This is a genomic window from Rathayibacter sp. Leaf248 (genome assembly GCF_920939495.1).
Taxonomy (GTDB): domain Bacteria; phylum Actinomycetota; class Actinomycetes; order Actinomycetales; family Microbacteriaceae; genus Rathayibacter; species Rathayibacter caricis.
The window spans coordinates 117,485-140,922 of the sequence record NZ_CAKLAV010000002.1 but is presented as its reverse complement, the minus strand read 5'-3'; the positions used below and the strand labels follow the sequence as shown (position 1 = coordinate 140,922).

Sequence of the window (23,438 nt, the reverse complement as noted above, 5' to 3'; positions counted from 1 at the left end):
CGGACCGGGGCTCGCGGTCCTCAGTCGGCCAGCACCCACGGGAACGCCTTCGCGGGCGACCGCGCACCCTGCCGCGCCTTCGACCGGTTCGGCTCGCCGAGCTCCTCCAGCAGGCTCTCCGACTGACGGACCAGCGCCGCGAACGCCGCGGTGTCGAGCCACTCCGGTCGCATCGCGAAGAGCAGGTCCTCGGAGGCGGTGTTGCCGCTCGCACCCGGCGCGAACGGGCAGCCCCCGAGTCCGCCGAGCGCTCCGTCGACGACCGAGGCGCCCGCCTGCACGGCGGCCAGCGCGTTCGCGACGCCCGAGCCCCAGGTGTCGTGGCCGTGGAACACGATCTCGCGGGGCGGGGTCTCGGCGGCGACCCGCGCGACGAGCGATGCGACCTGCCCCGGATGCGCCTGACCGAGGGTGTCGCAGATCACGACGTCCTCGGCACCCTCGGCCCGGGGGTCGTTCGCGATCGCGAGGACGCGCTCCTCCGGCACCGCCCCCTCGAACGGGCAGGTGAAGGACGTGGCGATGCAGAGCTGGATGCGCCCGCCGACGCCGTGGGCGAGCGCGACCGCCTCCGGCATGGCGTCCAGGCTCGCCTCGGTGGGGCGGCCGATGTTCGCGCGGTTGTGCGAGTCGGAGGCCGAGAAGCAGTACTGGAAGTTCCGCGCTCCGGCCGCCGCGGCCTTCTCGATGTGCCGCGGAGTCGCGACCCAGACCCAGCTCCGCTCGAGCTCCTCCGGCGTCAGCGCCGCGATCACCTCGAGCGTGTTCGCCATCGGAGGCACCACGTCGCCGCGGGCCATCGAGCCGATCTCGAGCTCGGGCACCCCGGCGGCGAGGAGCGCGCGGGCGAGGCCCACCTTGCGCTCGGTCGACAGCATCCGGCCCGTGAGCTGCAGTCCGTCGCGCAGGGTCACGTCGCGCAGGCGCGCGGTCATCGGGCGTCCGCCTCGGCGGCGCGGGGGGTGGGGGTCGCGCCCTGGAGCATCGCCAGGACCTCCTCGGTGTCGTGCCCCAGCTCGGGGGCGAGTGTGCGGATCGGGAGCGATCGGCCGCCGAGCACGGGGACGACGCCGGGGAAGCCGACGTCCTCGATCGTGCCGGCGCCCGTGTCGACGTCGAACTTCTGGATCATGTCGCGCGCGGCGTACTGCTCGCTCGCGCTGATGTCGGCCGCCGTGTAGATCGGGCCGGAGGGGACGCCGCTCTCGTCGAGGACCGCGAGGGCCTCTGCAGAGGTCTGGGTCGCCGTCCACGCGCCGATCGCGGCGTCGAGCTCGTCGCGGCGCCGCCAGCGCAGGTCGTTCGAGGCCAGGCCCTCGTCGGCGGCGAGATCCTCGCGTCCGATGATCTCCATGAGGCGCTGGAAGATCGCGTCGCCGTTGCCGGCGATCACGATGCTCGACCCGTCGGAGCAGGTGTACGCGTTGGTGGGCGCGATGCCCTCCATCCGCCCGCCGACGCGCTCGCGGACGACGCCGTGGGCCTGGTAGTCGGGGATCAGCGACTCCATCATCGAGAACATCGCCTCGTTCAGGGCCACGTCGATCACCCGCTCCTCGAGCGGTGCGGGGCCCAGGCCCGCCGCCCGCCGCGTCTCGCGCTGGAAGAGCGCCATCATGACTCCGTACCCCGCGTAGAGGCCGGCGATGGAGTCGCCGATCGAGACGCCGACGCGCACGGGCGGCCGGTCGGGGTCGCCGACGAGCTCGCGGAACCCGCCCATCGCCTCCGCCACCGCGGCGAACCCGGGGCGCTCCGACAGCGGGCCGGTCTGCCCGAACGCCGAGATCCGGCCGATCACGAGGTCGGGGTTCGCCTCGTTCAGCACGTCGGGCCCGATCCCCCAGCGCTCGAGGGTGCCGGGCCGGAAGTTCTCGAGCACCACGTCGCACTCGACGGCCAGCCGGCGGACGGCGTCGCGGCCCTCCTCCGTGCGCAGATCGAGGGTGATCGACTTCTTGTTGCGGTTGATGGTGTGGAACAGCATCGACGTGGTCGAGCCCGCGTGCAGGCGCCACTTGCGCAGCTCGTCGCCGGTGCCGGGCCGCTCGACCTTGATCACCTCGGCGCCGAAGTCGGCCAGCAAGCGGCCCGCGGTCGGAGCGGCGATGAAGTTGCCCAGCTCGAGCACGCGGAGCCCGTCGAGCGGAGCGATGCGGGGTGCGGTGGTCATGGACTGCCTTCCGGTCGGATCCGACGACGGCTTCGGAGGCTCGGGCGGTGCCCTGCGCACCCCTGCGTCGTTCTCCTGTCGAGTCTGCCGCGTGGAGCGCCTCCGCACCGCACGGGAACCCCCTGCCCGGTGTCGGAACCCGGACGTACACTGACGAGACACCATGCGCAGACACACCTCGACCCCGCGTCCGGAGTGGCGCGCCCGCCTCGACGAGGTCGGTTTCAGCTTCTACGACCTGCCGTCCGAGGGCGGCCGGCCCTACTGGAACGAGCTCGCGGCCTACAGCTTCGCCCCGGCCGAGATCGACCTGCTCGAGGGCGTGACCAAGGAGCTGTTCGACCTCTGCATGGAGGCGTGCGAGAAGGTCGTGCGCGAGGGGCGCTTCGCCGAGTTCGGCATCCCGGAGCGGTTCCACGAGCTGGTGCGCACCTCCTGGGACGAGGACGACCCCACCGTCTACGGCCGCTTCGACCTCGCCTACGACGACCGCGGCGCGGTGAAGCTCCTCGAGTTCAACGCCGACACCCCGACCTCGCTCGTCGAGACGGCCGCCGCCCAGTGGCAGTGGCTGATCGACGTGCACGGGCCCGATGCCGACCAGTTCAACAGCCTGCACGAGCAGCTCGTCGAGCAGTGGCGCCACCTCCGGCTCGAGCGCTGGACACTCGACGAGGGGGCCCGGCTGCACCTCGCGTCGCTCCGCGACTCCGGCGACGGCGAGCTGATCGTGGAGGACGCCGACACCGTCGCCTACATGGCCGAGACGGCGGCGCAGGCGGGCTTCGACCCCAAGCTGATCTTCGTCGAGGACATCCGGTACGAGCTCGACGGCGCGGGCTTCGTCGACGCCGACGGCGAGCCGATCCGCCGCATCTTCAAGCTCTACCCGTGGGAGTGGATGCTCGGCGAGCAGTTCGGCGGGCTCCTGCTCGACCGGCGCGAGCGCACGCGCTGGGTCGAGCCCGCGTGGAAGCTCCTGCTCAGCAACAAGCAGCTGCTCGTCGTGCTCTGGGAGATGTTCCGCGGGCACCCGAACCTGCTCCCCGCCTCCGCCGAGCCGCTCGTCGGCACCGCCCAGGTGCGCAAGCCCCGCCTCGGCCGGGAGGGCGCGAACGTCACGGTCCTCGACGCCGACGGCTCGGTCGTCGCCGAGAACGGCGGCGTCTACGGCGAGGAGGGCTTCATCCACCAGGCACGCGCCGAGCTCGCCCGCCTCGACGGCAAGACGGTCGTGATCGGCAGTTGGATCGTCGGCGAGACCCCCGCCGGGATCGATGTGCGCGAGACGAGCGGCCTGATCACGGGCGATCTCGCCGAGTTCGTGCCCCACTACATCGAGGGCGGGCGGAGCGATCCCGCCTTCGGCAGTCCCGAGCCGACCCGCCCCCAGGACGCCCGCGACGACCGCCCGCAGGACGAGGAGACCCGATGACCGACCCCGAGAACCGTCCCCGCGACGCCGCCACCGAGGACGACGACAGCGCCGTCCGCACCGACCGCCGCCGCTCCGCCGACGTGGGCATCAGCGGCATCGCCTCCAAGCGCCGCGGCCTGATCATCGGCGGAGTCGTCGCGGTCGGGGCGATCGGCCTGGCCGTCGCGCTGAGCGCGGGCGATCCGTCGTCCGACGGCGTCGTGACCACCGGAGCCGACGGCGAGGACTACGTGATCCCCGAGAACGCCGAGCGCCCGGTCTACGCCAGCCGCGAGGACTGCCTGGCCGACGTCCGCGAGCAGATCGCGAAGCTGCAGGCCGAGGGCGAGACCGTGGCCGACGATCCGGAGCAGCTCTGCGAGGCGACCGACGAGTACCGCGGCCACTACGCCGGCGGCTTCTGGCTCGGGCCGCTCATCTTCGCGTCGTCGCGGTGGAACTCGACCCGCGCGACCAGCTGGGCGCCCGTCAAGAGCGGCGGATTCGCGGCGCGCGGAGCGACGCAGCCCGACGTCGTGCAGAAGGCGCCGGCCGGAGCGACGGTCGGCTCCAAGCAGACCCTCTCGGGCGGCTTCGGCAGCACGGGCAAGTCGGGCTTCGGCTCGAGCGTCGGCGGCTGAGCGTCGGGCTCCCGCGACGGGAGCCCTCGCCGTCGTCAGGCCGCCGTGCCCGCGGCGACCTCCTCGAGCACCGTCGCCCCGTCGTGATGCGGGGTGCTGGAGCGGACGAACACCACGGCGAGCATCGCGGCGATCGCCGCGACCACCGCGGCGGCGAGGAACGCGGTGTGCAGCCCGCTCAGGAACGCGTCGGCGGCCGCGGCCGCGACGTCCGGTGCAGCGCCGGCGGGGACGAGCCCCTGCGCGACGCCCTCGCGGGCCGACTCCGAGAGACCGAGCCCGCTCGTGCCGGCACTCGCGGCCGCCGCGACGACCGCGGCGAAGACGGAGGTGCCGAGCGCGCCGCCGAGCTGCAGCGACGTGGCCTGGAGCCCGCCCGCGACGCCGGCCAGGCGGACGGGTGCGCTGCCGACGATCGCGTCGGCTCCGGAGGTCATGACCAGGCCGACCCCGAGGGCGAGCAGCACGAACGGCACGGCCATCGCGAGGTAGGCCGAGTCGGTCGTGAGGAAGGTCAGCCCGAGCATCGAGACGGCGATCAGGCCGAGCCCCGTCGTCATCGTGGGCCGGATGCCCCACTTCGCGACCAGCATCGCTCCGAGCGGCGACGCGATGATCGACACCCCGCTGAGCGGCAGGAGCATCACGCCGGCTTGCACGCCCGCGACGCCGCGCAGGTTGAGCAGGAACAGCGACAGGAAGAACGTCGCTCCGAACAGGGCGAAGAAGTTGACGGCGATGGCGACGGCCCCGACCGAGAGCGTCGGGTTGCGGAACAGCGACATCGGCACCAGAGGCGTCCCGACGCGGTTCTCGACCACGACGAAGGCCGCGAGCAGCGCCAGGCCGAGCGCGATCGCGCCGAGCGTCAGCGGACTCGTCCAGCCCCACGACTCCGACTGGACGACGCCCAGCACGAGGCCGAAGAGGCCGAGAGCGAGCAGGGCCACGCCGGCGACGTCGAAGCGGCCGCGGGTCGGAGCGGTCGACTCCGCCAGCACGCTGCCGCCGAGGATCAGGCCGACGACGGCGATCGGGGCGTTGATGAAGAAGACCGACTCCCAGCCGAAGAGCGCGACGAGCGCCCCTCCGACGATCGGGCCCGCCGCGATGGCGACCGACGAGACGCCGCCCCAGATGCCCACCGCCATGCCGAACTTCTCCTTCGGGAAGGTCGAGCGCAGCAGGGCGAGCGTCTGCGGCATGAGCAGCGCGGCGCTCAGCCCCTGGAGGGCGCGGAAGGCGATGACCCCCTCCGCGGACCCGACCAGGCCGATCGCGACCGAGGTGACGGCGAAGGCGGCGACGCCGATCAGGTACATGCGGCGGCGGCCGAAGCGGTCGCCGAGCGTGCCGCCCAGGATGAGGAACACCGCGAGGCCGAGCAGGTACGCGTTGGTGATCCACTGCAGCTCGGCGAACGAGGTGCCGAGCGAGGCGGCGATGGCGGGGTTGGCGATCGAGACGACGGTGCCGTCGAGTCCGACCATGAAGAGGCCGAACGAGACGGCGGCGAGGGTGAGGCCGGGACGGCCCCGACGAGGAGTGCGGCGCGCGCTTTCGGGCGCGCGGGAGGGCGTGGGCACGAGTGTTCCTGACGGGAGAGGGTGACGGGGATGCGGGAGCGGTGCTCCTGCTATCCGGGTCCGGCCGTCGGCCCCTTCGTCCGTCGTCCCGTCGCGGCCGGCGCCAGCACCGGCAGCACCCACGCCGCGAGCAGCGCCTCGAGCTCGGCCGGGGTCGCCGCGGTGCCCGTGGCGACGGCGCGGTCGACCGTCAGCGCGATCAGCGCCTGCGCGGCCAGCGCGGTGTCGGCGTGCGCGTCGATCACTCCGGCGTCGCGCAGTTCGTCGAGGGCGGCCGCGGTGCCGCGGTGCAGCGGCACGACGAGCTCCTCGTGGACCGTCGCGCGGATGTCGGGGTCGTCGACCGCCGCGGTGGTCAGCGCGGTGACGAGGCGGCCCAGCCGGCCGACGGTCATGGACCGCAGGCTCTCGAGGACGGCGCGCAGTGCCTCGGCGGCGTCGGCGTCGACCTCGGCCGGGACCGTCTCGACCTCGACCAGCGCGGCGGCGGCGCGCACTAGCTCGGTCTTCGTCGCCCAGCGCCGGTAGATGGTGGCCTTGGACGCGTGCGCCCTCGTCGCGATCATGTCGACGGTCAGGCGGGCGAAGCCGACCTCGGCCAGCACGTCCAGCGTCGCCTCGAGCACCGCGTCCGCGCGGCGGAGCGAGTAGGCGGACACGGGAGGCTGCACGAACAGAACTGTACCATACAGTTCTATTTTTGAGGCTGCTCGCCGAGGGGCGGCGCCGGCCCACGCTGCCCCCACTGCGACGCTCCCCTATCGTTGCCGCAGACGGATCGACGAGGACGGAGGCGGGGATGTCGGACAGACCTGCACGAGCGGCCACCATCTACGACGTCGCTCGCAGGGCGGGGGTCTCGCACCAGACCGTCTCGCGATTCCTCACCGGCACGGGCGGCATCCGCCCCGCCAACCGCATCCGGGTCGAGGAGGCCCTGCATGCGCTGAACTATCGGACGAACACCACCGCGCGCTCCCTCGCCACCCGGCGCACCCACCGCCTCGGCGCCCTGGTGCACGAGCTAGCAGGAACCGCTCCCGGCAAGACGATGCAGGGAGCGAGCGAGGCCGCCCGCCGCGTCGGCTACTCCCTCGACATCATCAGCGTCGACACCGCCGACCCTGCCGAGCTCCGCGACGCACTGGACGCGCTCGGCAGCCGGGACCTCGAGGGGATCCTCGCCACGGCGCCCACGGACGAGGTGGGCGAGGCCCTCCGCACGCTCGACCTGCCGATCCCGGTGCACATCGACCGCGGCGGTCCGCGCGCGAGCGGCGCCTCCGCCGTCGGCACCCGGCTCGCCGTGTCCCACCTGCTCGAGCTCGGGCACCGCCGCATCGCCCATCTCGCCGGCCCCGAGCGGTGGATCTCGGCGCAGGACCGCGCCCGCGCCTACGAGGAGTCGATGGCCGAGGCCGGCCTGCCCGCCCTGCCGCTGGTGCACGGCGACTGGTCGTCCCGGTCCGGCTACTCCGCGGCGCCCGCTCTCGTCGCCGATCCCGAGGTCACGGCGGTCGTCGCGGCGAACGACCGCATGGCGCTCGGGCTCCTCCTCCGCCTGCACGAGACAGGGCGGCGCATCCCGGAGGACGTCAGCGTCGTCGGGTTCGACGACATCGCCGAAGCCGAGTTCTTCCATCCGCCCCTCACCACGATCCGGCAGGACTTCGAGGGCATGGGCCGCGCGGCGGTCCTCTCGCTGATCGCGATGGTCGAGGGGACAGCTCCGACCGAGACCGTGCAGTACCCGGTGCCCGAGCTCGTCGTGCGGACGTCGACGGCACCTCCCGCCTGACACTGTCCCCCGCCGTCGATCCGGGCGCAGGATCGGAGCGACCCGTCCCCGAATAGTGAGCGGTAACGAAACACCTCTTGCGGCGGATGCCCGCCCGCCCTACTGTGATGCTGTCGCACATTTCGTTACCGGTAACGAATCCCGGGACGGCGACCCGATCACCCTCTGCAGAGCCGCGGAGGATCGACGTCAGGATGAAGACTCCGATGAGAACGAAGAAGTTCCCCAGGTCCCTCGCGGCAGTGGCCGCCCTCGCCTCCGCCGCCCTCCTCGCCGGCTGCTCCGGCACGACCGAGTCGGCCGCCGAGAGCGACGCCTCCGCCGACGGCCCCGTCACCCTCGAGTACTGGTCGTGGGCGCCCAACATCGAGAAGATCGTCGACGTCTGGAACCAGGCCAACCCCGACACCCAGGTGAAGGTCAACACCTCCACCGGAGGCGCCGAGATCGTCGCGAAGCTCAGCGCCGCGAAGCAGGCCGGCACTCTGCCCGACCTCTCGAACACCACCTACGAGAACCTGCCGAACCTGATCACGAGCGAGATCGCCTCCGACGTCACCTCGACCATGGGCGACCGCGAGGACGAGACCGTCGGACCTGCCTGGGACCTCACGACCTTCGACGGAGTGAACTACGCCGTCCCGCAGGGCACCGCGCCGATGTTCCTCTACTACCGCACCGACATCTTCGAGGCGAACGGCCTCACCGCCCCGACCACCTGGGACGAGTACGCCGACGCCGCCCGCGCGCTGCACGCCGCCGATCCGACGAAGTACCTCGCGACGTTCCCCGCGAACGACGCGCAGCTGTTCGCCGGTCTCAGCCAGCAGGCCGGCGCCGAGTGGTGGAGCCAGGAGGACGGCACCTGGACCGTCGCCATCGACGACCCCGCCTCGCAGAAGGTCGCAGACTACTGGCAGGGCCTCGTCGACGACGGCAGTCTCGCGACGTTCAAGACCTTCACTCCGGAGTGGCAGGCCGCCCTCGCCGACGGCACCCTGGCCAGCTGGCTCGGCGCGGTCTGGACCCCTCCGCTGCTGCAGAACAACGCGCCCGACACGATCGGGAAGTGGGCCGCGGTGCCGATCCCGCAGTGGACCCCGTCGGACCCGAGCTCGGGCGTCCTGGGCGGCAGCGGCACGATCGTCACCACCGGCTCCGACCACCCGGAGCAGGCCCGCGAGTTCGCGCTCTGGCTCAACACCTCGACCGAGGCCCTCGAGGCGTACATCGAGTACGCCAGCATCTGGCCGGCCTCCCTCGCCGGTCGCGAGCTCCCCGAGCTGCAGCAGGCCCCGGCCCTGCTGCCCGAGCAGACCGACTTCTACGCGACGGCGGACGAGATCGACCGGATGACCGCGTCGGTGACCTGGGGCCCCAACGTCTCGGTCGCCTACGACGCCTTCACCAACGCCTTCAGCGCCGCGGTCAACGAGAAGGGCGACTTCACGGAGGCGCTCGCGAGCGTCCAGGAGGCGACCGTCGCCGACCTCGAGAAGTCCGGCTACGACGTCGCGGAGTAGCGCCCCGGGGCCCCGCGCGTCGCGGGGCCCCGTCCGTCCGTCTCGAACAGTGAGGTTCCCATGACGACCACGACCGCGCCCTCCCCCGGGCGCCCCTCGACCCTCGCCCCGCGAGCCGCACCCTGGCTCTTCGTGGCCCCCGCGGTGCTCCTCGCCGTCGGGCTCCTCGCCCTCCCGCTGCTCTACACGGTCTGGCTCAGCTTCCGCGGCAGCACGGTCAGCGGCAGCGGCCTCGGAGTCAAGCGCGAGACGTTCGTCGGCTTCGACAACTACGCGCGCACCCTGTCGGACCCGGCCCTGTGGGCCGGTTTCGGCCGGATGCTGACCTACGCGCTGCTCTCGGTGCCGGTCACGATGATCCTCGCGCTCGCCTTCGCGCTCCTGCTCGACAACCTCTCGACCCGCTTCGGCCGCTTCTCGCGGATCGCGATCTTCGTGCCGTACGCGGTGCCGGGCGTGATCGCCGCGCTGATGTGGGGGTTCCTCTACCTGCCGGGAGTGAGCCCCTTCGTCGACGCGGCGAGCGCCCTCGGCCTTCCCGCGCCGGTCTTCCTCGGCCCCGACTCCGTCTTCCTCTCGGTCGCGAACATCGCGATCTGGGGCTCGGTCGGCTTCAACATGGTGATCCTCTACACCTCGCTCCGGGGACTGCCGTCCGAGATCTACGACGCCGCCCGGATCGACGGCTGCTCGGAGTGGCAGCTCGCCCTGCGCATCAAGCTGCCGCTGATCGTCCCGGGCGTCATCATGACCGGCCTGTTCTCGATCATCGGCGCGCTGCAGGTGTTCTCGGAGCCCAACACGCTCGTGACGCTCACCACGGTGATCGGCTCGGAGTGGGTGCCGATGATGCTGATCTACCGCGACGCCTTCGTCACGAACGACCTCTTCTCGGCGTCCGCGACCTCGGTCGTGGTCACCCTCCTCACCCTCATCGCCTCGCTCGGCCTGCTGCGGTTCCTGCAGACGCGCGCCTTCGGAGAAGACTGATCATGACCGACACCCTCACGAAGCTGCCTCCCGTCGTCGAGGATCCCGGGCACGCCGCGCAGTCCGTCCGCGCGCGCCGCCGCGGACCGACCGTCACCCGGCCGCGCGGCGCGTTCTGGCCCACCGCCGTCCTGCTGATCGGAGCCGGCTACTGCCTCCTCCCCGTCGTCTGGCTCTTCACCGCCGCGACGAAGCGCTCGGGCGAGCTGTTCACGACCTTCTCGCTCGCGCCGAGCTTCACCGGCGGGTTCCAGGAGAACTTCGCTCTGCTGCTCGGAGTCGGCGACGGCGCGTTCTGGTCGTGGTGCCTCAACAGCCTGATCTTCGCCGGAGGCGGCGGGCTGCTCGGCACCGTCGTCTCGGCCCTCGCCGGATACGGCCTCGCGAAGTACTCGTTCCGCGGCAAGAAGCTGGTGTTCGACTTCCTGCTGATCGGCGTCCTCATCCCCGGGGTGATCCTCGCGATCCCGCAGTACCTGCTGCTCTCCTCGATCGGGATCGCCGGGACGTACTGGTCGGTGCTGCTGCCCTGCATGATCAGCCCGTTCAGCATCTACCTGTGCCGGATCTACGCGACCGCGGTGGTGCCCACCGAGATGCTCGAGGCGGGCCGGATCGACGGCGCGAGCGAGTGGCGGATCTTCTCGCGGATCGCGGTCTACCCGATGGTGCCGGGCCTGATCACCGTGTTCCTGCTGCATTTCGTCGGCATCTGGAACAACTTCCTTCTGCCGTTCATCATGCTCTCGCGCACCGAGACCTTCCCTCTGACGGTGGGCTTCTACTCGCTGATGAACCAGGGGAACGACCAGCCCAACACCTACAACGTCGTGATCATGGGCTGCCTGATCTCGACGATCCCCCTCATCGCGCTCTTCCTGTTCCTGCAGCGCTACTGGCGCCTGGACCTGGTGAGCGGCTCGCTCAAGGGCTGACGCCCCTCCGCACCGACCCTTCGACAGACAAGGACCGACATGACCAGCACCGACACCCCGACGACCACGACGACCGCCGGAGCGACCCTGCCCGACGGCGGCTGGCCCGTCATGCTCACCCCGTTCCGTCCCGACCGCTCCCTGGATCTCGAGCAGGTCGACGCCCTGACCGACTGGCTCATCGACAACGGCGCCGCCGGCATCTTCACCGTCGCGCTCTCGAGCGAGATGTACGACCTGACCGAGGAGGAGCGGCTCGCCCTCGCGCGCCGCGTCGTCGACCGGTCGGCCGGCCGGGTCCCCGTCGTCGCCTCCTCCGTCTCCTCCGGGACGCCCGACGAGCAGGCGGCGTCGGCGGCGGCGATGGCCGCGACCGGGGTCGACGCGGTCGTCCTCATCTCCTCCCTCGTCGGCGGGCTCACCACCACCGAGGAGGAGTGGCGCGCCATGGTGCAGCACATCCTCGACGCCGTTCCCGAGGCGAAGTTCGGCGTCTACGAGTGCCCGGTGCCCTTCAAGCGGCTGCCCTCGACCCAGAACGTGGCCTGGATGGCCGGCACCGGGCGCTTCGTCTTCTACAAGGACACCTCGCACTCGCTCGCGACGATGCAGGAGCGGCTGAGGGCGATCGCGGGCACGCCGATGAAGCTCTACAACGCGCAGATCTCCTCGCTGACCGAGTCCCTCCGCCTCGGCGCGGCGGGGCTCAGCGGCTACGCCGCCAACATCTACCCCGAGCACGTGGCGTGGCTCTGCGAGCACTACGACGACCAGCCTTCGGAGGAGGCCGTCGCCGTGCAGCGCCTCCTGACGGTGGCCGAGCACACGATCAACTCGCGCTACCCCACGTCGGCCAAGTACTACCTCCGCCACAGCTCTCGGCTCATGATCGAACCGATCAGCCGCTGGAAGCCGGAGGGGATCGGACCGCACGAGGGTCAGCCTCTGCTCGACCTCGCCGCATACATCCACGACCTCGCCCTGCCCGCGTCGGCGCGGGTGGACGGCGCGCGCTAGGTGATCGTCGGGGCCTACCCGTCGGCGCCGGAGCGGGCCCGGCTCGACGCGGCGGCCTTTGACGCGTTCCACGAGCGGATCGCGCTCGTCACCGGGTGCTCCGGGTTCGAGATCCCGTTCGGCAGCGCCTTCGTCCCGGAGGAGGAGGCGATGCTGCGACTGCTGGCGCGCTCGGGGAGGCACGTGCTCACCCTGCTGCCGGCGGTCCTCGAGCGCGGCGTCGGCCTGGCGAGCGCGGACGAGGGGCGGAGGGGCGCGGCCGTCGCGCTGACCCGCCGGGCGCTCGCGGCCGCGGCGGCGGTGAACGATCGCGAGGGGCGCTTCGTGATCGACTCCGTGCTGGTCCACTCCGCGCCCGCCGGCACTTCGGACCCTTCCGCCGCGCGGGCCGCCTTCGCCCGGAGTCTCGACGACGTGTCGCGGAGGAACCCCGACGGGGTGCGGATCGTCGTCGAGCACTGCGACTCCCTCGAGGGACCCGACCCGGTGAAGGGCTTCCTCGATCTCGGCACCGAGCTCGAGGAGGCCGACCGCCACGGCCTCGGCACCGCGATCAACTGGGGCCGCTCCTGGCTCGAGACCCGCCGCCTCGACGGACCGCTCGAGCACGCACGACGCGCGCGGGACTCCGGGACCCTCGTCGCCCTCGGGGTGTCCGGAGCGTCGGACGTCGCCACGCGACTGGGCCCGGCGTTCAGCGACGCGCACCTCCCCGTCCACACCGCACGCGCGGCCCGAGAGGGCTTCGGCGCGAGCCTGCTGGATCCCGTGGTCCTCGCGGAGTTCCTGGCGGTCGCTCCGGAGGCGCTCGTCCTCACGAAGGTCGCGGGCGGGGAGCAGCTACTCGCCGACTCCGCGGCCGTCGTCAGCGAGGCGGTGCCGGAGCGGGTCAGCTGACTCCGCTGGTCAGGCGCGCGCTGCGCGCAGCGTCTCGAGCGACTGCTGCACCGCGCGGCGGACGTCGCGGTCGGGGTCGCGCAGCATCGCGGTCAGCGTCTGCTCCACGCTGGCCGCGAACTCGCCCTTCTCGTCCCGGCCGGAGCCGATGCCCGCGATCGCGACGGCGACCAGCGCCCGCGCCCCGGCGCTCCGCACGCGGGCGTGCTCGTCGGTGGTGAGGCGCGACAGCTTCTTCTGCCCGCCGAGGATCCGCTCGGCGCAGACCCGCGCGCACATCTCGCGGACCCGCCACGACGCGTTCGAGAGCCCCGCGACGACAGCGTCGGCCGCCTGCTCGTCCCACACGTAGAGCAGGGCGCGAGCACCCCACAGCTCCGGCCAGTACAGCGACGGCGCGCCCTTCAGAACGCCGTCGGCGTGCTCGCCGCCGACGGTGAGGAGGAACGACTCGCCCTCGTAGCCGCCCGTCAGCAGCGACGCGGAGCGCAGCGCCACGGTCTGCTCGCCCTGTCGGGCGACCTGGGCGCGCAGGCGCTCCTCGAGGGGGTCGGTCAGGGTGACGGGGTACTCGCTGTCGGATGCCATGTGGCTTCCCAGCGTAGTCGCGCGGGTCGGATCCGGCCCGTCCCGCTAGCGCGCCCGCCGCGTCAGGACCAGGTGCACCACTCCGGACGGCGAGGGCGTCGCCTCGAGTGAGTAGCGCTCCTCCAGGCCCTCGAGCCCGTCCCAGAGCCGCTCGCCCCGGCCGAGCACGATCGGCACGACCACCACGTGGAGGTGGTCGATCAGATCCGCCTCGAGGAACTGCCGCACCGTCGCGACGCCGCCGCCGATCCGCACGTCGCCGCCGTCCGCCAGCTCCCGCGCCGTCGCGAGAGCGGCCGCCGGATCGGCGTCGACGAAGTGGAAGCTCGTGCCGCCCGCCATCTCGAGGGTCGGCCGCGGATGGTGCGTCAGGACGACGACCGGCGTGCGGAAGACCGGATCCTCACCCCACCAGCCGCGCCACTGCTCGTCCTCCCACGGTCCGCGCTGGGGACCGAACTTGTTCCGGCCCATGATCTCGGCGCCGATGCCCTCTCCCCAGGCGCTCGCGAACGCGTCGTCCACCCCGCGCGAGCCCGGTCCGTCGCCGGGCAGCCCCATATCGCGGAAGGTCCGGGTGCCCATCGCCCAGCCCATCAGCCGGTGGCCGGCGTGACCGAAGGGGGCCTCGAGCGTCTGGCCCTCCCCCGCGCCGAAGCCGTCGAGCGAGATCGAGAAGTTGTGCACGCGGACGAGGGACACGGGAGCCTCCGGAGGTCGGGTTCGCCGCTCAGAGTAGGGGCGCCGTGCGCCGGAGGGGAAGAGGCTCCGCGTCGAGGATCAGCGCTCGTACACGTCGCGGCGATGCCCGACCGTGACGACCACGACGACGAGCACGCCGTCGTCGACCGTGTAGAGGATTCTGTAGTCACCCACGCGGACCCGCAGGCCGGGACGCCCCTGGAGCGCTCGTGCACCCGGCGGTCGAGGATCCTCGCCGAGCAGTGCGATCACCCCCTGCAACCGCGTGCGGTCCCTCGCGTCGATCCGGCGCAACGCCTTCACTGCGGCCGGCCGCAGCTCGATCCGGTAGCGGCTCATCCCCAGCCCAGGTCGGCCTTGGCCTGGGCCCAGGGGATGTTCTCGCCCTCCTCTGCGAGCGCCTCATCGAAGGCCCTGACGTCCTCGAGCTCCTCCAGCGCGTCCCGCATCCGCTCGTACTGCTCCGGGCTGACCACCACCGCCTCCGGCCGGCCGTGCCGCGCGAGGATCACGGCCTCGAGACGGGACTGCTCGAGGACCTCGGAGAAACGAGCGCGTGCTTCGGAGACGGAAACGGTCGACATACCCGGATCGTACGTCCTCGACATTCTTTTGTACAGAAAGCGCCTCCCTCACACCGCGTTCCGCCGCACCCGCGCCACCACCAGCACCGGGATCAGCAGCAGCGCCAGCAGGCCCCCGCCCAGGCTCAGCACCGCGAAGTCCGAGCTCGCGACGACCACTCCGGAGGCGGCTCCCGCGCCCGCCCCGGACAGGGCGACCAGCACGTCCAGCGACCCCTGCACCCGGGCGCGGTCGGCCGGCGAGGTGCCCTCGACGACGAGGGCGGTGCCCGAGATCAAGCCGAGGTTCCAGCCCAGCCCGAGCAGCGCGAGCGCGGCGATCAGCAGGGCCAGGGAGTCGCCGGGCGCGAGGGCGGCGATCGCTCCGGCCCCGAGGAGCACGATCCCCGAGGCGCCCGCCACGGCCGTGGGGCCGACGCGGTCGACCAGCGGACCGGTGACCAGCGACGGCAGGTACATCGCTCCGATGTGGATCCCGATGACCAGCCCCACGTCGCCGAGGTCGTGATCGTGGGCGAGCATGTGCACCGGGGTCATCGTCATGATCGCGACCATGGCGATCTGCGTGAGCACCATCACCGTCGCCCCCACGGGCGCCGCCCCTCGCCGCACCGGTGCCACCGCGACGGGTGCCGCCGTCGCGCCGAGGCGGCGGGCGAGCAGGAGCGGGTCGGGCCGCAGGAGCAGGAGGAGGGCGGCTCCCGCCGAGAGGTAGGCCGCCGCGGCGAGCAGGGACGGCCCCGCGAGCGCCGGCAGCCCGAGGCCGGTCGCGACGACGCCGAGGGGCTCGACGACGGCCGGGGCGGCGACCGCTCCGAGCGTCGTCGAGACCAGCGCGGTGCTGATCGCGCGGCCGCGGTGCGAGGGCAGGGCGAGGTCGGTCGCGGCGTAGCGGGCCTGGAGGTTGGTGGCGCTGCCCGCGCCGTAGACGACGAGCGAGGCGAACAGCAGGGCGGCGCTGCCGGTGGCCGCCGCGACGACCACGCCCACCGCGCCGAGCCCGCCCGCGGCGAAGCCGAGTCCGAGCCCGAGCCGACGGCCGCGGCGCTGCGCCGTGCGCCCGACGAGGAACGCGGCGAGCGCCGATCCGAGCGTGAGCAGCGCTGTCGACAGCCCTGCGAGCCCCTCGCCGCCGAAGAGGTCCTGCGCGAGCAGCGCGCCGACGGTCGCTCCGGCCGCAAGGCCCGCCCCGCCGAGCACCTGCCCGACGACGACCACGATCAGCGTGCGGCGCTGGACGCGGGCGCGCTCCGTCTCGTCGTGCATCCGCCCGGCACCTCCCGCGTCGCGTTCAGGCTACGCGCGCAGTCGCGTCACCAGCTCGCCCACCGCGTCGAGCCGCCGCCGTGACAGCAGCCCCAGGTGATAGAGGTACAGGTCGTCGAGATCGCGGAGCCGCTCCGCCCAGCCGGGCACCGCCTCCGGATCGACGGGCGGGAGCGCGGGCAGGTAGCCGCCGACGCGGACACCGGGCGGTACCGCCGGACGGCACCCTCCGTCGAGCGCGAGATCGGTCACCGGGAGCACGACGCCGTCGGCGCCCGGCGTGTCCAGGAGCGCCGCGAACGGCCCGGTCGCCCACGGGTCCGCCTGCGCGTGGAACAGCAGTCGGCGCGCGCCCGCCGCTCGTGCCGCGGCCGTCACCTCGGCGGTGAGCTGTCGGCGGGAGCGGTCGCGCACCTCCAGCAGCAGCGTCGCCGCCTCCCCCAGCGCGTCCTCGACCCGGGTCGCTCCGGTGCCGACGGCGGCGAGCACGGTCGCGGCGAGCGCGTCCGGGTCGCCCCCGCGCGAGCGTATCGACGCTCGGCACGCCGCGCAGAAGCACAGCGAGAGCAGGTCCTCGTCGACCCGGGACCAGTCGGCGCCCGCGGTCTTCTCGTGGTGGCCGAGGTGCCCGAGTCCCAGCGGCCCGCACGCCTCGATCATGAGGGTGTCGACGCCGCCGAGCAGCACCGTCTCGGTCACGACCGACACCGCGTAGGCGCGCACGTCCTCGTGGGACGGGCAGAGCGCGTACGGGTAGACGTCGCCGGCGGCGCTCCGCACGCAGAGCTCGGGATGCGCGGTGCCGAGGACCGACGAGTGCGTCAGCACCACCCACGCCTCGACGTCGAGTCCCGCGCGGCGGGCCGTCGCGGCGGCGCGCTCGAACGCGTCCTCGCCCGCCCACGGTGCGGCCGATCGGGGCACGAGCCTCCCCCACGCCTCGGGGCGCACCGGCAAGTAGAAGGCCGCGGTCGCCGCATCGACGACGCGGTGACGGGGATGCAGCGGAGTCGCGGCGCGGACGGAGTGGTACGCGGCCGCGATCGCGACGCCCGAGACGCCCGCGGCGAGCGCCCGGTCGGCGGCGGCCGGGTCGTCGGCGAGGTCCCACGAGTAGGCGCAGAAGCGGGTGAGCGGGTTCACCGCACGCCCGAGCGCTGCAGGGTCGTCGCCAGCTCGTCGGCGATGTCGCGCACCGTCCCGGCGACGTGCGCGATCTCGTCGTCGCCCGCGCGGTCGAGCGGGATCGAGACGCTGATTGCGTCGGTCGCGGGGATCCGGTAGCGCACGGGGACGCCGATGCAGCAGACGCCGGGCGTGTTCTCCTCGCGCTCCACGGCGTAGCGGCGGGCGTGCACCTCGTCGAGCTGCGTCTCGAGCGCTGCGCGGTCGGTGATGGTGTGCGGAGTGAGCGCCACGAGCTCGCCCTGCCCGAGGGCCTCGGCCCGCTCGACGCTCGTGCGCTCGCTGAGCAGCGCCTTGCCGAGCGCGGTGGCGTGGGCGGGCAGGAACCGGCCGACGCGGGAGGTCCGGCGACGCGACTCCTGGGCCTCGCGGGTGGCGAGGTAGAGCACGTCGGAGCCGGTGAGCCGGGCGTAGTGCGCGGTGTAGCCGACCTGCGTGCGCACCCGTTCGAGGGCGGCGACCGCCCAGGGCAGAGCGGGGTCGTGGTCGAGGTACGACGTGCCGACGATCAGGGCGCGGGAGCCGATGGCCGCGTGCGCGCCGTCGGCCGTCATCGCGATCCAGTCGCTCGCGGCCATGGTGTGCAGCAGCTGGTGGAGGCTCGAGCGGGGATAGCCGGTGAGCCGGTGCAGCTCGGTGATCGCGAGGGGTCCCGGATGCGCGGCGAGCACCTCGAGCAGGCGGAGCGTGCGCTCCGACGACTTCACCGCCCGGACGGCGGCCGCCCCCGCCTCGTCGCGCTCGCTCACCAGACTCCTCCCAGCGGATGCTCGTCATCCGCGAACGCGCCGCCGATCAGTCCGTGGGACACGGGCGGCTCCCCCTGCGTCGACGCCTCGATCTCCGGGGCGAAGCGCTCGGCGTCGTCCTCGGGACGGTACCCGATCGCGAGGCCCGCTTCGAGCGGGAACCAGCCGCGGGTGTTCGCCGAGACGGCCCAGACCACGTGGAAGCCGCTCCGCTCGGTCGTCGCCGTCGCCCCGATCAGCCGCACGAAGTCCTCGAACGAGAGCCAGGTCGAGAGCGAGCGCCGCCCGCTGGGCCGCTTTTCGATCGTGCCGATCCGCGCGGCGACCACGGTCGTGCCGAAGCGGTCGGCGTAGACGCTGCCGAGCGACTCCATCGCCGCCTTGGACACTCCGTAGAACGTGTCGGGACGGGGCTGCATCACGTCGACCGCCGTGCCGACGGGGTGGAAGCCGACGGCGTGCGTCGAGCTCGCGAGCACGATGCGCGTCACCCCCGCGAGGTGCGCCCGCTCGAGCAGGAGCTGCGTGCCGCCGATGTTGACCTCGGCGATGTCGGGCCACGGCCGCTCGCGGGAGAACCCGCCGAGGTGGACGACGAGGTCGACACCGGCGAGGGCCGCGTCGAGGACCGCGGCGTCGGTGATGCTGCCCTGCACCACGGTCTCGTTGAACGCCGCAGCAGCGATCGGGGCGATGTCGAGCAGCACGACGCGGTGGCCGAGGGCGGCGAGCAGCGGCCGGATTCCCGTGGCGGCGGCACCCGCGGCGCCGGTGAGGAGGATGCGGTTCGGCATGCGCCTGACTCCCTGGTCTCGATCGGGGAGCGGCTCTCCGCTCCGCATTGACAACGTCGTCGATGCGTACATACGCTACCACTCGCATTCACAAGGATGTGAACGGTTTGCATATGCGAATGGAGATTCGATGAAGAACACCATGCGAACGCGGCGGCTCGTCGGGGCGGTCCTCGCGGCCGGCCTGGTCGCCTCCGTGGCCGGCTGCTCGAGCGAGCCCGCCGACGACGCCGCAGAGGGCGAGCAGAGCCTCGAGGTCTGGACCCGCAGCGCGGCGGAGTCGGCCGCGTCCTACCAGATGGTGTTCGACGCCTTCACCGAGAAGACGGGCGTCGAGATCGACTACCAGCCCGTCGTCGAGTTCGACACCCAGCTGCAGGCCCGCGCCTCGCAGAAGGACCTCCCCGACGTGCTGATCAACGACGCGTCCTCGCTCGGCACCTACGTGGCGCAGGGCCTGATCCTCCCGATCGAGCGCGACTCGATCGAGGGCCAGGGCGACATAGCCGACGAGACCTGGGAGCAGAACGTCGGCCTGGACGGCGCGACCTACGGAGTGCCGTGGTCGCGTCAGGCCAACGTCACGATCATCCGGAAGGACTGGCGCGAGAAGCTGGGGCTCGAGATCCCCACCACGTGGGACGAGCTCTCGGCCCTCGCGAACGCCTTCGCGACGCAGGATCCCGACGGCAACGGGCAGGCCGACACCTACGGCATGGTCGTCCCCGGCAGCGCCAAGAACGGCTACATCGCCCGCTGGGGCAACTCCTACCTCTGGCAGGCCGGCGCCGACATCCTCGAGGAGGACGGCGAGGGCACGTACGCCTCCGTCATCGACTCCCCCGAGGCCGAGGAGGCGATGACCTTCATCCGCGACCAGTTCTGCACCCCCGGCAACATCGTCCCCGGCTCCGTCAACCTGACCACCGCCGAGACCCCGTTCTTCGCGCAGGGCACCGCCGGCATCTACCTCACCGGCCCCTACAACATCAGCTCGTTCGACGCCGCGGTGGGTGCCGAGAACGTCGAGGTGATCCCGATGCCGTCCGGCCCCGAGGGCAGCACCACCTTCGCCGAGGGCGAGAACATCTACTTCGGCGCCAGCTCCGAGAAGGCCGACCTGCAGAAGCAGCTGGCCGAGTTCCTGATCACGCCCGAGGCGCAGGAGATCGCGATGAAGATCGAGACGAACGCGGCCGGAGTCACCTCCCAGCCGGTCGTCCGCCTCCCCGTCAACGACCAGGTCGACGTCGCGGCGGTGACCGGTGACGACCGGTGGAGCATCGTGGCCGAGGACTACGCGAACGACTCGAAGACGTTCCCGTGGAACATCGACTTCACCGCGTTCCGCCAGATCCTCGCCGACAACATGAACGCGATGGTCGCGGACTGCGACAGCGACATCCCCGCGGGCCTCGCCACCATCGACGAGCAGTTCCAGGCGCAGCTCGAGGCCCAGGACCTCGTGAAGTGACAGCCCCCCTCGTCACCGGCGCGGTCACGGGACCGCCCGCTCGGGAGCCTCAGCGCTCCCGGGCCGGGCGGCCCGCGGCCCGCCGCCGCCCCTGGACCGCCCGGTCGCTGATCCCCTGGGCGTTCCTGGCGCCGGGCCTGCTGCTGGGCCTGGTCTTCAAGTTCTACCCGATGATCGAGGGCTTCCGGATGAGCACCGTGAAGGTGCAGCCGTTCCTCGGCGACATCTTCGTCGGCGCGGACAACTACGTCCGCGTGCTCTCGGACAGCCGCTTCCGCGATGCGCTCGGCCACACCGTGGTCCTCGGGCTCGTGCAGACGATCGGCGCGCTGGTGTTCGGAGCGGTGCTCGCCCTCCTGCTCGAGGGCCAGGCCCGCCGCCTGTGGTTCGTCCGCACCGCGGTCTTCCTCCCGGTCGTCACGGCCCTCGCGGTCGTCGGCGAGATCTGGCGCATCCTCTACTTCCCGACGGAGTCGGGCTTCCTGAACCAGGCCCTCGGGCTCATCGGAGTGCCGCCGCAGCAGTTCCTCAGCGATCCGTCCACGGCGCTGGGCTACATCGCGGTCGTCGGCATCTGGACCGGCGCCCCCTACAACATGGTCATCATCCTGGCCGGGCTCACCGGCATCGACCGGACGCTCTACGAGTCCGCCGCCCTCGACGGGGTGAGCGTGCGCCAGCGCCTGCGCTTCATCGTGCTGCCGGCGCTGCGGCCCGCCGTCTCGGTGGTGCTCACCCTCGCGGCCATCCGGAGCCTGCGCACCTTCACCGAGGTCTACGTGCTCACCGGCGGCGGTCCGGCCGGCAGCACCGAGGTCTGGATGACCCGGGTCTACTCGCTCGGCTTCCAGGCGAACGATCTCGGCGTCGCCTCGGCGGCCTCCGTCCTGCTCCTCGTCGCCACTCTCGTGCTCACCGTCGTGGTCCGCACCCTCTCGAACCGGAAGGCGTCCGCATGACCGCCCTCTCGCCGCGCCGTGCCCGCAGCACCGCGCAGAACACCCAGTTCGACAGCGCGATCGGCTGGCGCCCGGGCTTCTCGGTCTCGAACGTCGTCCGCTTCGTGCTCTGCGCGCTGGTCGTCGTGATCTTCGCCGTGCCGTTCGTCACGATCCTGTCGGGCGCCTTCGACTCCAACGCCGACTCCACGAGCCTCAGCCTGTTCCCGGCCGCGCCCTCGCTCGAGCCGTTCCGCGTCGCGACCGAGAAGGGCGTGTGGGGCTACTTCCTCAACTCGCTCGTCATCGTCGGCGGCGGCCTCGTCCTGCAGATCGCCGTGTCGATCCTCGCCGCGTACGCGCTGGCCCGGCACCGCTTCCGCGGTCAGTCGTTCGTGCTGCTGCTCTTCCTGCTCACGATGATGCTGCCGGAGGAGGTCATCGCCGTGCCGCTCTCGCAGGTCATCGGTGACGTGCCGCTGCTCGGCATCAGCCTCCGCGGCACTCCGTTCGGCGTGATCCTCCCTGTCGCCGTCTGGGGCTTCTCGATCCTGCTCATGACCGAGTTCATGAAGGAGATCCCCGACGAGATCGAGGAGGCCGCCCGCCTGGACGGCATCGGCGAGCTCCGGATGCTGTGGCAGATCATCCTGCCGCTGTGCACGCCGGTGCTCGGCGTCGTGACGATCTTCGGCTTCATGATGATCTGGGACCAGTACCTGCTCCCGCTCATCGCCGCCGACTCCCCGGACGACTACACGCTCACCGTGGCCCTGAGCATCCTGCGCGTCGATGCGCAGGTCGGCACGGGCGTCCTCCTGGTCGGCGCACTCCTTGCACTCCTCCCCAGCCTGGTCATCTACCTGCTCATGCAGAAGTCGCTGATCCGTGGCATCACCTCCGGCGCAACGAAGGGCTAGTCCGCCGTGATCATCCGCGATCTCCTCATCACCCCCATCGCTTTCCGCGATCCTCCGCTCCTCAACTCCGACGGCGTGCACGAGCCGCTCGCGCTGCGGACGATCCTCCAGCTCGTCGTCGACGGCGGAGTGATCGGCCTCGGCGAGGGCACGGGCGGAGCGGTCGTCCTCGACCGGCTCCAGCGCGTGCGCTCCGCCGTGATCGGCCGCAGCGTCTTCGACCTCGTCGGCATCGAGCGCGCGATCAGCACCGCCCTGCTGCACGACGAGCCCGACCTCGCCCGGCGCGAGCAGCGCACCGTCTTCTCGATCGTCGAGGTGGCCTGCCACGACGCGCAGGGGCACCTCGTCGGCCTGCCCGTCGTCGACCTCCTGGGCGGAGCGGCGCGCGACCGCGTGCCCTACAGCGCGTACCTCTTCTACAAGTGGGCGGCGCATCCGGATCTCGACGGCGGGAGGGACGTCCCGGCCGACGAGTGGGGCGAGGCGCTCGATCCCGACGGCATCGTCCGCCAGGCCCGGCAGCTGATCGACCGCTACGGCTTCCGCTCGATCAAGCTCAAGGCGGGCGTCTTCGCCCCGGAGCAGGAGATCGCCGCGATCCGCGCGCTCGCCGAGGCGTTCCCCGGCTACCCGCTCCGCATCGACCCCAACGGCGCGTGGACCGTCGAGACCGCCCTCCACGTCGCCGACGAGCTGCGCGACGTGCTCGAGTACTTCGAGGACCCGGTCCTCGGCATCGACGGCATGGCCGCGGTCGCCCCGGGCGCCGGCCTCCCGCTCGCGACCAACATGTGCGTCGTCGCGTTCGAGCACATCCCCGAGGCGGTGGCGAAGGGCGCGGTGCAGATCGTGCTCTCGGACCACCACTACTGGGGCGGACTGCGGCACACCCGCGAGCTCGGCGCGATCTGCGAGACGTTCGGCATCGGCATGTCGATGCACTCGAACTCGCACCTCGGCATCTCGCTCGCCGCCATGACGCACGTCGCCGCGGCGAGCCCCGAGCTCAGCTACGCCTGCGACACCCACTACCCGTGGAACCGGGGCGACGACATCGTCCGGCCCGGAGCCCTCGAGATCGTCGACGGCGACATCGTCGTGCCCAGGGGTCCCGGCCTCGGCGTCGAGCTCGACGAGGAGGCGCTCGAGCGCCAGCACCGCGTCTTCCTCGAGTCCGGACGCAGCCGCCGCGACGACACCGGCTACATGCGCCGCATCGATCCCACCTACGACCCCACCCTGCCGAGGTTCTGATGAC

At 72.2% G+C, this 23,438-nt stretch carries 24 protein-coding genes; 12 read left to right on the top strand and 12 right to left on the bottom strand.

The window, feature by feature from the left end; all coding sequences use genetic code 11:
• Positions 1-20 precede the first annotated feature (20 nt).
• Both LRG51_RS13720 and LRG51_RS13715 read right to left on the bottom strand, forming a co-directional pair.
• A complete protein-coding gene (locus tag LRG51_RS13720; protein WP_055789930.1) occupies positions 21-935 on the bottom strand; it encodes a hydroxymethylglutaryl-CoA lyase in 915 nt (304 codons plus the stop codon).
• Positions 932-2,173 carry a CaiB/BaiF CoA transferase family protein gene (locus tag LRG51_RS13715; protein ID WP_230673222.1) on the bottom strand — a complete coding sequence of 414 codons (1,242 nt, stop codon included), beginning with the start codon at positions 2,171-2,173 and terminating at the stop codon, positions 932-934. The genes LRG51_RS13720 and LRG51_RS13715 overlap by 4 nt, the downstream gene beginning before the upstream one ends.
• A gap of 163 nt (positions 2,174-2,336) precedes the next feature.
• Between LRG51_RS13715 and LRG51_RS13710 the strand changes: the two genes are divergently transcribed.
• Both LRG51_RS13710 and LRG51_RS13705 read left to right on the top strand, forming a co-directional pair.
• Entirely contained in the window at positions 2,337-3,608 is a 1,272-nt protein-coding gene (locus tag LRG51_RS13710) for a glutathionylspermidine synthase family protein (protein ID WP_082481161.1), read from the top strand.
• Positions 3,605-4,231, top strand: coding sequence for a hypothetical protein (locus tag LRG51_RS13705; protein WP_230673221.1), 627 nt, complete (start codon positions 3,605-3,607; stop codon positions 4,229-4,231). The genes LRG51_RS13710 and LRG51_RS13705 overlap by 4 nt, the downstream gene beginning before the upstream one ends.
• A 35-nt stretch (positions 4,232-4,266) precedes the next feature.
• Here the strand turns inward: LRG51_RS13705 and LRG51_RS13700 are convergent, their stop codons facing one another.
• Positions 4,267-5,817: an MFS transporter gene (locus tag LRG51_RS13700; RefSeq protein WP_230673220.1), complete on the bottom strand. Its 1,551-nt coding sequence runs from the start codon at positions 5,815-5,817 to the stop codon at positions 4,267-4,269.
• A 50-nt stretch (positions 5,818-5,867) separates the two neighbouring features.
• On the bottom strand, positions 5,868-6,488 hold the full coding sequence (locus LRG51_RS13695) for a TetR/AcrR family transcriptional regulator (protein WP_230673219.1): 621 nt from the start codon (positions 6,486-6,488) through the stop codon (positions 5,868-5,870).
• Between the two features lie 128 nt (positions 6,489-6,616).
• On the opposite strand from LRG51_RS13695, the gene LRG51_RS13690 reads away from it, so the two are divergent.
• From LRG51_RS13690 to LRG51_RS13665, 6 genes are all read left to right on the top strand, one after another.
• A complete protein-coding gene (locus LRG51_RS13690; RefSeq protein WP_230673218.1) occupies positions 6,617-7,615 on the top strand; it encodes a LacI family DNA-binding transcriptional regulator in 999 nt (332 codons plus the stop codon).
• A gap of 206 nt (positions 7,616-7,821) precedes the next feature.
• Positions 7,822-9,138 (top strand): ABC transporter substrate-binding protein, encoded by a 1,317-nt coding sequence (locus LRG51_RS13685; protein ID WP_230673217.1) that lies wholly within the window; start codon positions 7,822-7,824, stop codon positions 9,136-9,138.
• Positions 9,139-9,198: 60 nt separating this feature from the next.
• Positions 9,199-10,128 (top strand): carbohydrate ABC transporter permease, encoded by a 930-nt coding sequence (locus tag LRG51_RS13680; RefSeq protein WP_230673216.1) that lies wholly within the window; start codon positions 9,199-9,201, stop codon positions 10,126-10,128.
• A gap of 2 nt (positions 10,129-10,130) precedes the next feature.
• Complete coding sequence (locus tag LRG51_RS13675; protein WP_230673215.1) at positions 10,131-11,063, top strand: carbohydrate ABC transporter permease; 933 nt, start codon at positions 10,131-10,133, stop codon at positions 11,061-11,063.
• A gap of 39 nt (positions 11,064-11,102) precedes the next feature.
• A complete protein-coding gene (locus LRG51_RS13670; RefSeq protein ID WP_230673214.1) occupies positions 11,103-12,080 on the top strand; it encodes a dihydrodipicolinate synthase family protein in 978 nt (325 codons plus the stop codon).
• A complete protein-coding gene (locus LRG51_RS13665; RefSeq protein ID WP_230673213.1) occupies positions 12,081-12,977 on the top strand; it encodes a DUF4862 family protein in 897 nt (298 codons plus the stop codon). It begins immediately after the preceding gene.
• 9 nt (positions 12,978-12,986) lie between these two features.
• Here the strand turns inward: LRG51_RS13665 and LRG51_RS13660 are convergent, their stop codons facing one another.
• The 8 genes from LRG51_RS13660 to LRG51_RS13625 form a co-directional block, all read right to left on the bottom strand.
• Positions 12,987-13,565, bottom strand: coding sequence for a HEAT repeat domain-containing protein (locus LRG51_RS13660; RefSeq protein WP_230673212.1), 579 nt, complete (start codon positions 13,563-13,565; stop codon positions 12,987-12,989).
• A gap of 45 nt (positions 13,566-13,610) precedes the next feature.
• The gene (locus tag LRG51_RS13655) at positions 13,611-14,267 is read right to left on the bottom strand and encodes a dihydrofolate reductase family protein (protein ID WP_230673211.1); all 657 of its coding nucleotides are present in this window, start codon (positions 14,265-14,267) and stop codon (positions 13,611-13,613) included.
• 78 nt (positions 14,268-14,345) lie between these two features.
• The gene (locus LRG51_RS13650) at positions 14,346-14,606 is read right to left on the bottom strand and encodes a type II toxin-antitoxin system RelE family toxin (RefSeq protein WP_055789912.1); all 261 of its coding nucleotides are present in this window, start codon (positions 14,604-14,606) and stop codon (positions 14,346-14,348) included.
• Positions 14,603-14,851 (bottom strand): type II toxin-antitoxin system Phd/YefM family antitoxin, encoded by a 249-nt coding sequence (locus LRG51_RS13645; protein ID WP_055789909.1) that lies wholly within the window; start codon positions 14,849-14,851, stop codon positions 14,603-14,605. The genes LRG51_RS13650 and LRG51_RS13645 overlap by 4 nt, the downstream gene beginning before the upstream one ends.
• Before the next feature lie 48 nt (positions 14,852-14,899).
• Positions 14,900-16,117, bottom strand: a complete 1,218-nt coding sequence (locus LRG51_RS13640; RefSeq protein WP_230673210.1) for an MFS transporter — start codon at positions 16,115-16,117, stop codon at positions 14,900-14,902.
• A gap of 30 nt (positions 16,118-16,147) precedes the next feature.
• Positions 16,148-17,260 carry a hypothetical protein gene (locus LRG51_RS13635; RefSeq protein ID WP_230673209.1) on the bottom strand — a complete coding sequence of 371 codons (1,113 nt, stop codon included), beginning with the start codon at positions 17,258-17,260 and terminating at the stop codon, positions 16,148-16,150.
• Complete coding sequence (locus tag LRG51_RS13630) at positions 17,257-18,051, bottom strand: IclR family transcriptional regulator (protein ID WP_230673208.1); 795 nt, start codon at positions 18,049-18,051, stop codon at positions 17,257-17,259. Before LRG51_RS13630 ends, LRG51_RS13635 begins: the two co-directional genes overlap by 4 nt.
• On the bottom strand, positions 18,048-18,845 hold the full coding sequence (locus LRG51_RS13625) for an NAD-dependent epimerase/dehydratase family protein (protein ID WP_230673207.1): 798 nt from the start codon (positions 18,843-18,845) through the stop codon (positions 18,048-18,050). The genes LRG51_RS13630 and LRG51_RS13625 overlap by 4 nt, the downstream gene beginning before the upstream one ends.
• A gap of 130 nt (positions 18,846-18,975) precedes the next feature.
• On the opposite strand from LRG51_RS13625, the gene LRG51_RS13620 reads away from it, so the two are divergent.
• From LRG51_RS13620 to LRG51_RS13605, 4 genes are read left to right on the top strand one after another with little or no spacing between them, the layout of a single operon-like run.
• Entirely contained in the window at positions 18,976-20,319 is a 1,344-nt protein-coding gene (locus tag LRG51_RS13620; RefSeq protein WP_230673206.1) for a sugar ABC transporter substrate-binding protein, read from the top strand.
• A complete protein-coding gene (locus LRG51_RS13615; protein WP_230673205.1) occupies positions 20,316-21,278 on the top strand; it encodes a carbohydrate ABC transporter permease in 963 nt (320 codons plus the stop codon). Before LRG51_RS13620 ends, LRG51_RS13615 begins: the two co-directional genes overlap by 4 nt.
• Entirely contained in the window at positions 21,275-22,177 is a 903-nt protein-coding gene (locus LRG51_RS13610; protein ID WP_055789898.1) for a carbohydrate ABC transporter permease, read from the top strand. The genes LRG51_RS13615 and LRG51_RS13610 overlap by 4 nt, the downstream gene beginning before the upstream one ends.
• 6 nt (positions 22,178-22,183) lie before the next feature.
• On the top strand, positions 22,184-23,434 hold the full coding sequence (locus LRG51_RS13605; protein WP_230673204.1) for a glucarate dehydratase family protein: 1,251 nt from the start codon (positions 22,184-22,186) through the stop codon (positions 23,432-23,434).
• Positions 23,435-23,438: the final 4 nt, after the last annotated feature.

What these genes read in the sequence shown, in the direction of transcription:
- LRG51_RS13720 (WP_055789930.1), bottom strand. Translation starts at nt 935, where the DNA reads ATGACCGCGCGCCTGCGCGACGTGACCCTGCGCGACGGACTGCAGCTC.
- LRG51_RS13715 (WP_230673222.1), bottom strand. Translation starts at nt 2,173, where the DNA reads ATGACCACCGCACCCCGCATCGCTCCGCTCGACGGGCTCCGCGTGCTC.
- LRG51_RS13710 (WP_082481161.1), top strand. Translation starts at nt 2,337, where the DNA reads ATGCGCAGACACACCTCGACCCCGCGTCCGGAGTGGCGCGCCCGCCTC.
- LRG51_RS13705 (WP_230673221.1), top strand. Translation starts at nt 3,605, where the DNA reads ATGACCGACCCCGAGAACCGTCCCCGCGACGCCGCCACCGAGGACGAC.
- LRG51_RS13690 (WP_230673218.1), top strand. Translation starts at nt 6,617, where the DNA reads ATGTCGGACAGACCTGCACGAGCGGCCACCATCTACGACGTCGCTCGC.
- LRG51_RS13685 (WP_230673217.1), top strand. Translation starts at nt 7,822, where the DNA reads ATGAGAACGAAGAAGTTCCCCAGGTCCCTCGCGGCAGTGGCCGCCCTC.
- LRG51_RS13680 (WP_230673216.1), top strand. Translation starts at nt 9,199, where the DNA reads ATGACGACCACGACCGCGCCCTCCCCCGGGCGCCCCTCGACCCTCGCC.
- LRG51_RS13675 (WP_230673215.1), top strand. Translation starts at nt 10,131, where the DNA reads ATGACCGACACCCTCACGAAGCTGCCTCCCGTCGTCGAGGATCCCGGG.
- LRG51_RS13670 (WP_230673214.1), top strand. Translation starts at nt 11,103, where the DNA reads ATGACCAGCACCGACACCCCGACGACCACGACGACCGCCGGAGCGACC.
- LRG51_RS13660 (WP_230673212.1), bottom strand. Translation starts at nt 13,565, where the DNA reads ATGGCATCCGACAGCGAGTACCCCGTCACCCTGACCGACCCCCTCGAG.
- LRG51_RS13650 (WP_055789912.1), bottom strand. Translation starts at nt 14,606, where the DNA reads ATGAGCCGCTACCGGATCGAGCTGCGGCCGGCCGCAGTGAAGGCGTTG.
- LRG51_RS13645 (WP_055789909.1), bottom strand. Translation starts at nt 14,851, where the DNA reads ATGTCGACCGTTTCCGTCTCCGAAGCACGCGCTCGTTTCTCCGAGGTC.
- LRG51_RS13640 (WP_230673210.1), bottom strand. Translation starts at nt 16,117, where the DNA reads ATGCACGACGAGACGGAGCGCGCCCGCGTCCAGCGCCGCACGCTGATC.
- LRG51_RS13625 (WP_230673207.1), bottom strand. Translation starts at nt 18,845, where the DNA reads ATGCCGAACCGCATCCTCCTCACCGGCGCCGCGGGTGCCGCCGCCACG.
- LRG51_RS13620 (WP_230673206.1), top strand. Translation starts at nt 18,976, where the DNA reads ATGAAGAACACCATGCGAACGCGGCGGCTCGTCGGGGCGGTCCTCGCG.
- LRG51_RS13610 (WP_055789898.1), top strand. Translation starts at nt 21,275, where the DNA reads ATGACCGCCCTCTCGCCGCGCCGTGCCCGCAGCACCGCGCAGAACACC.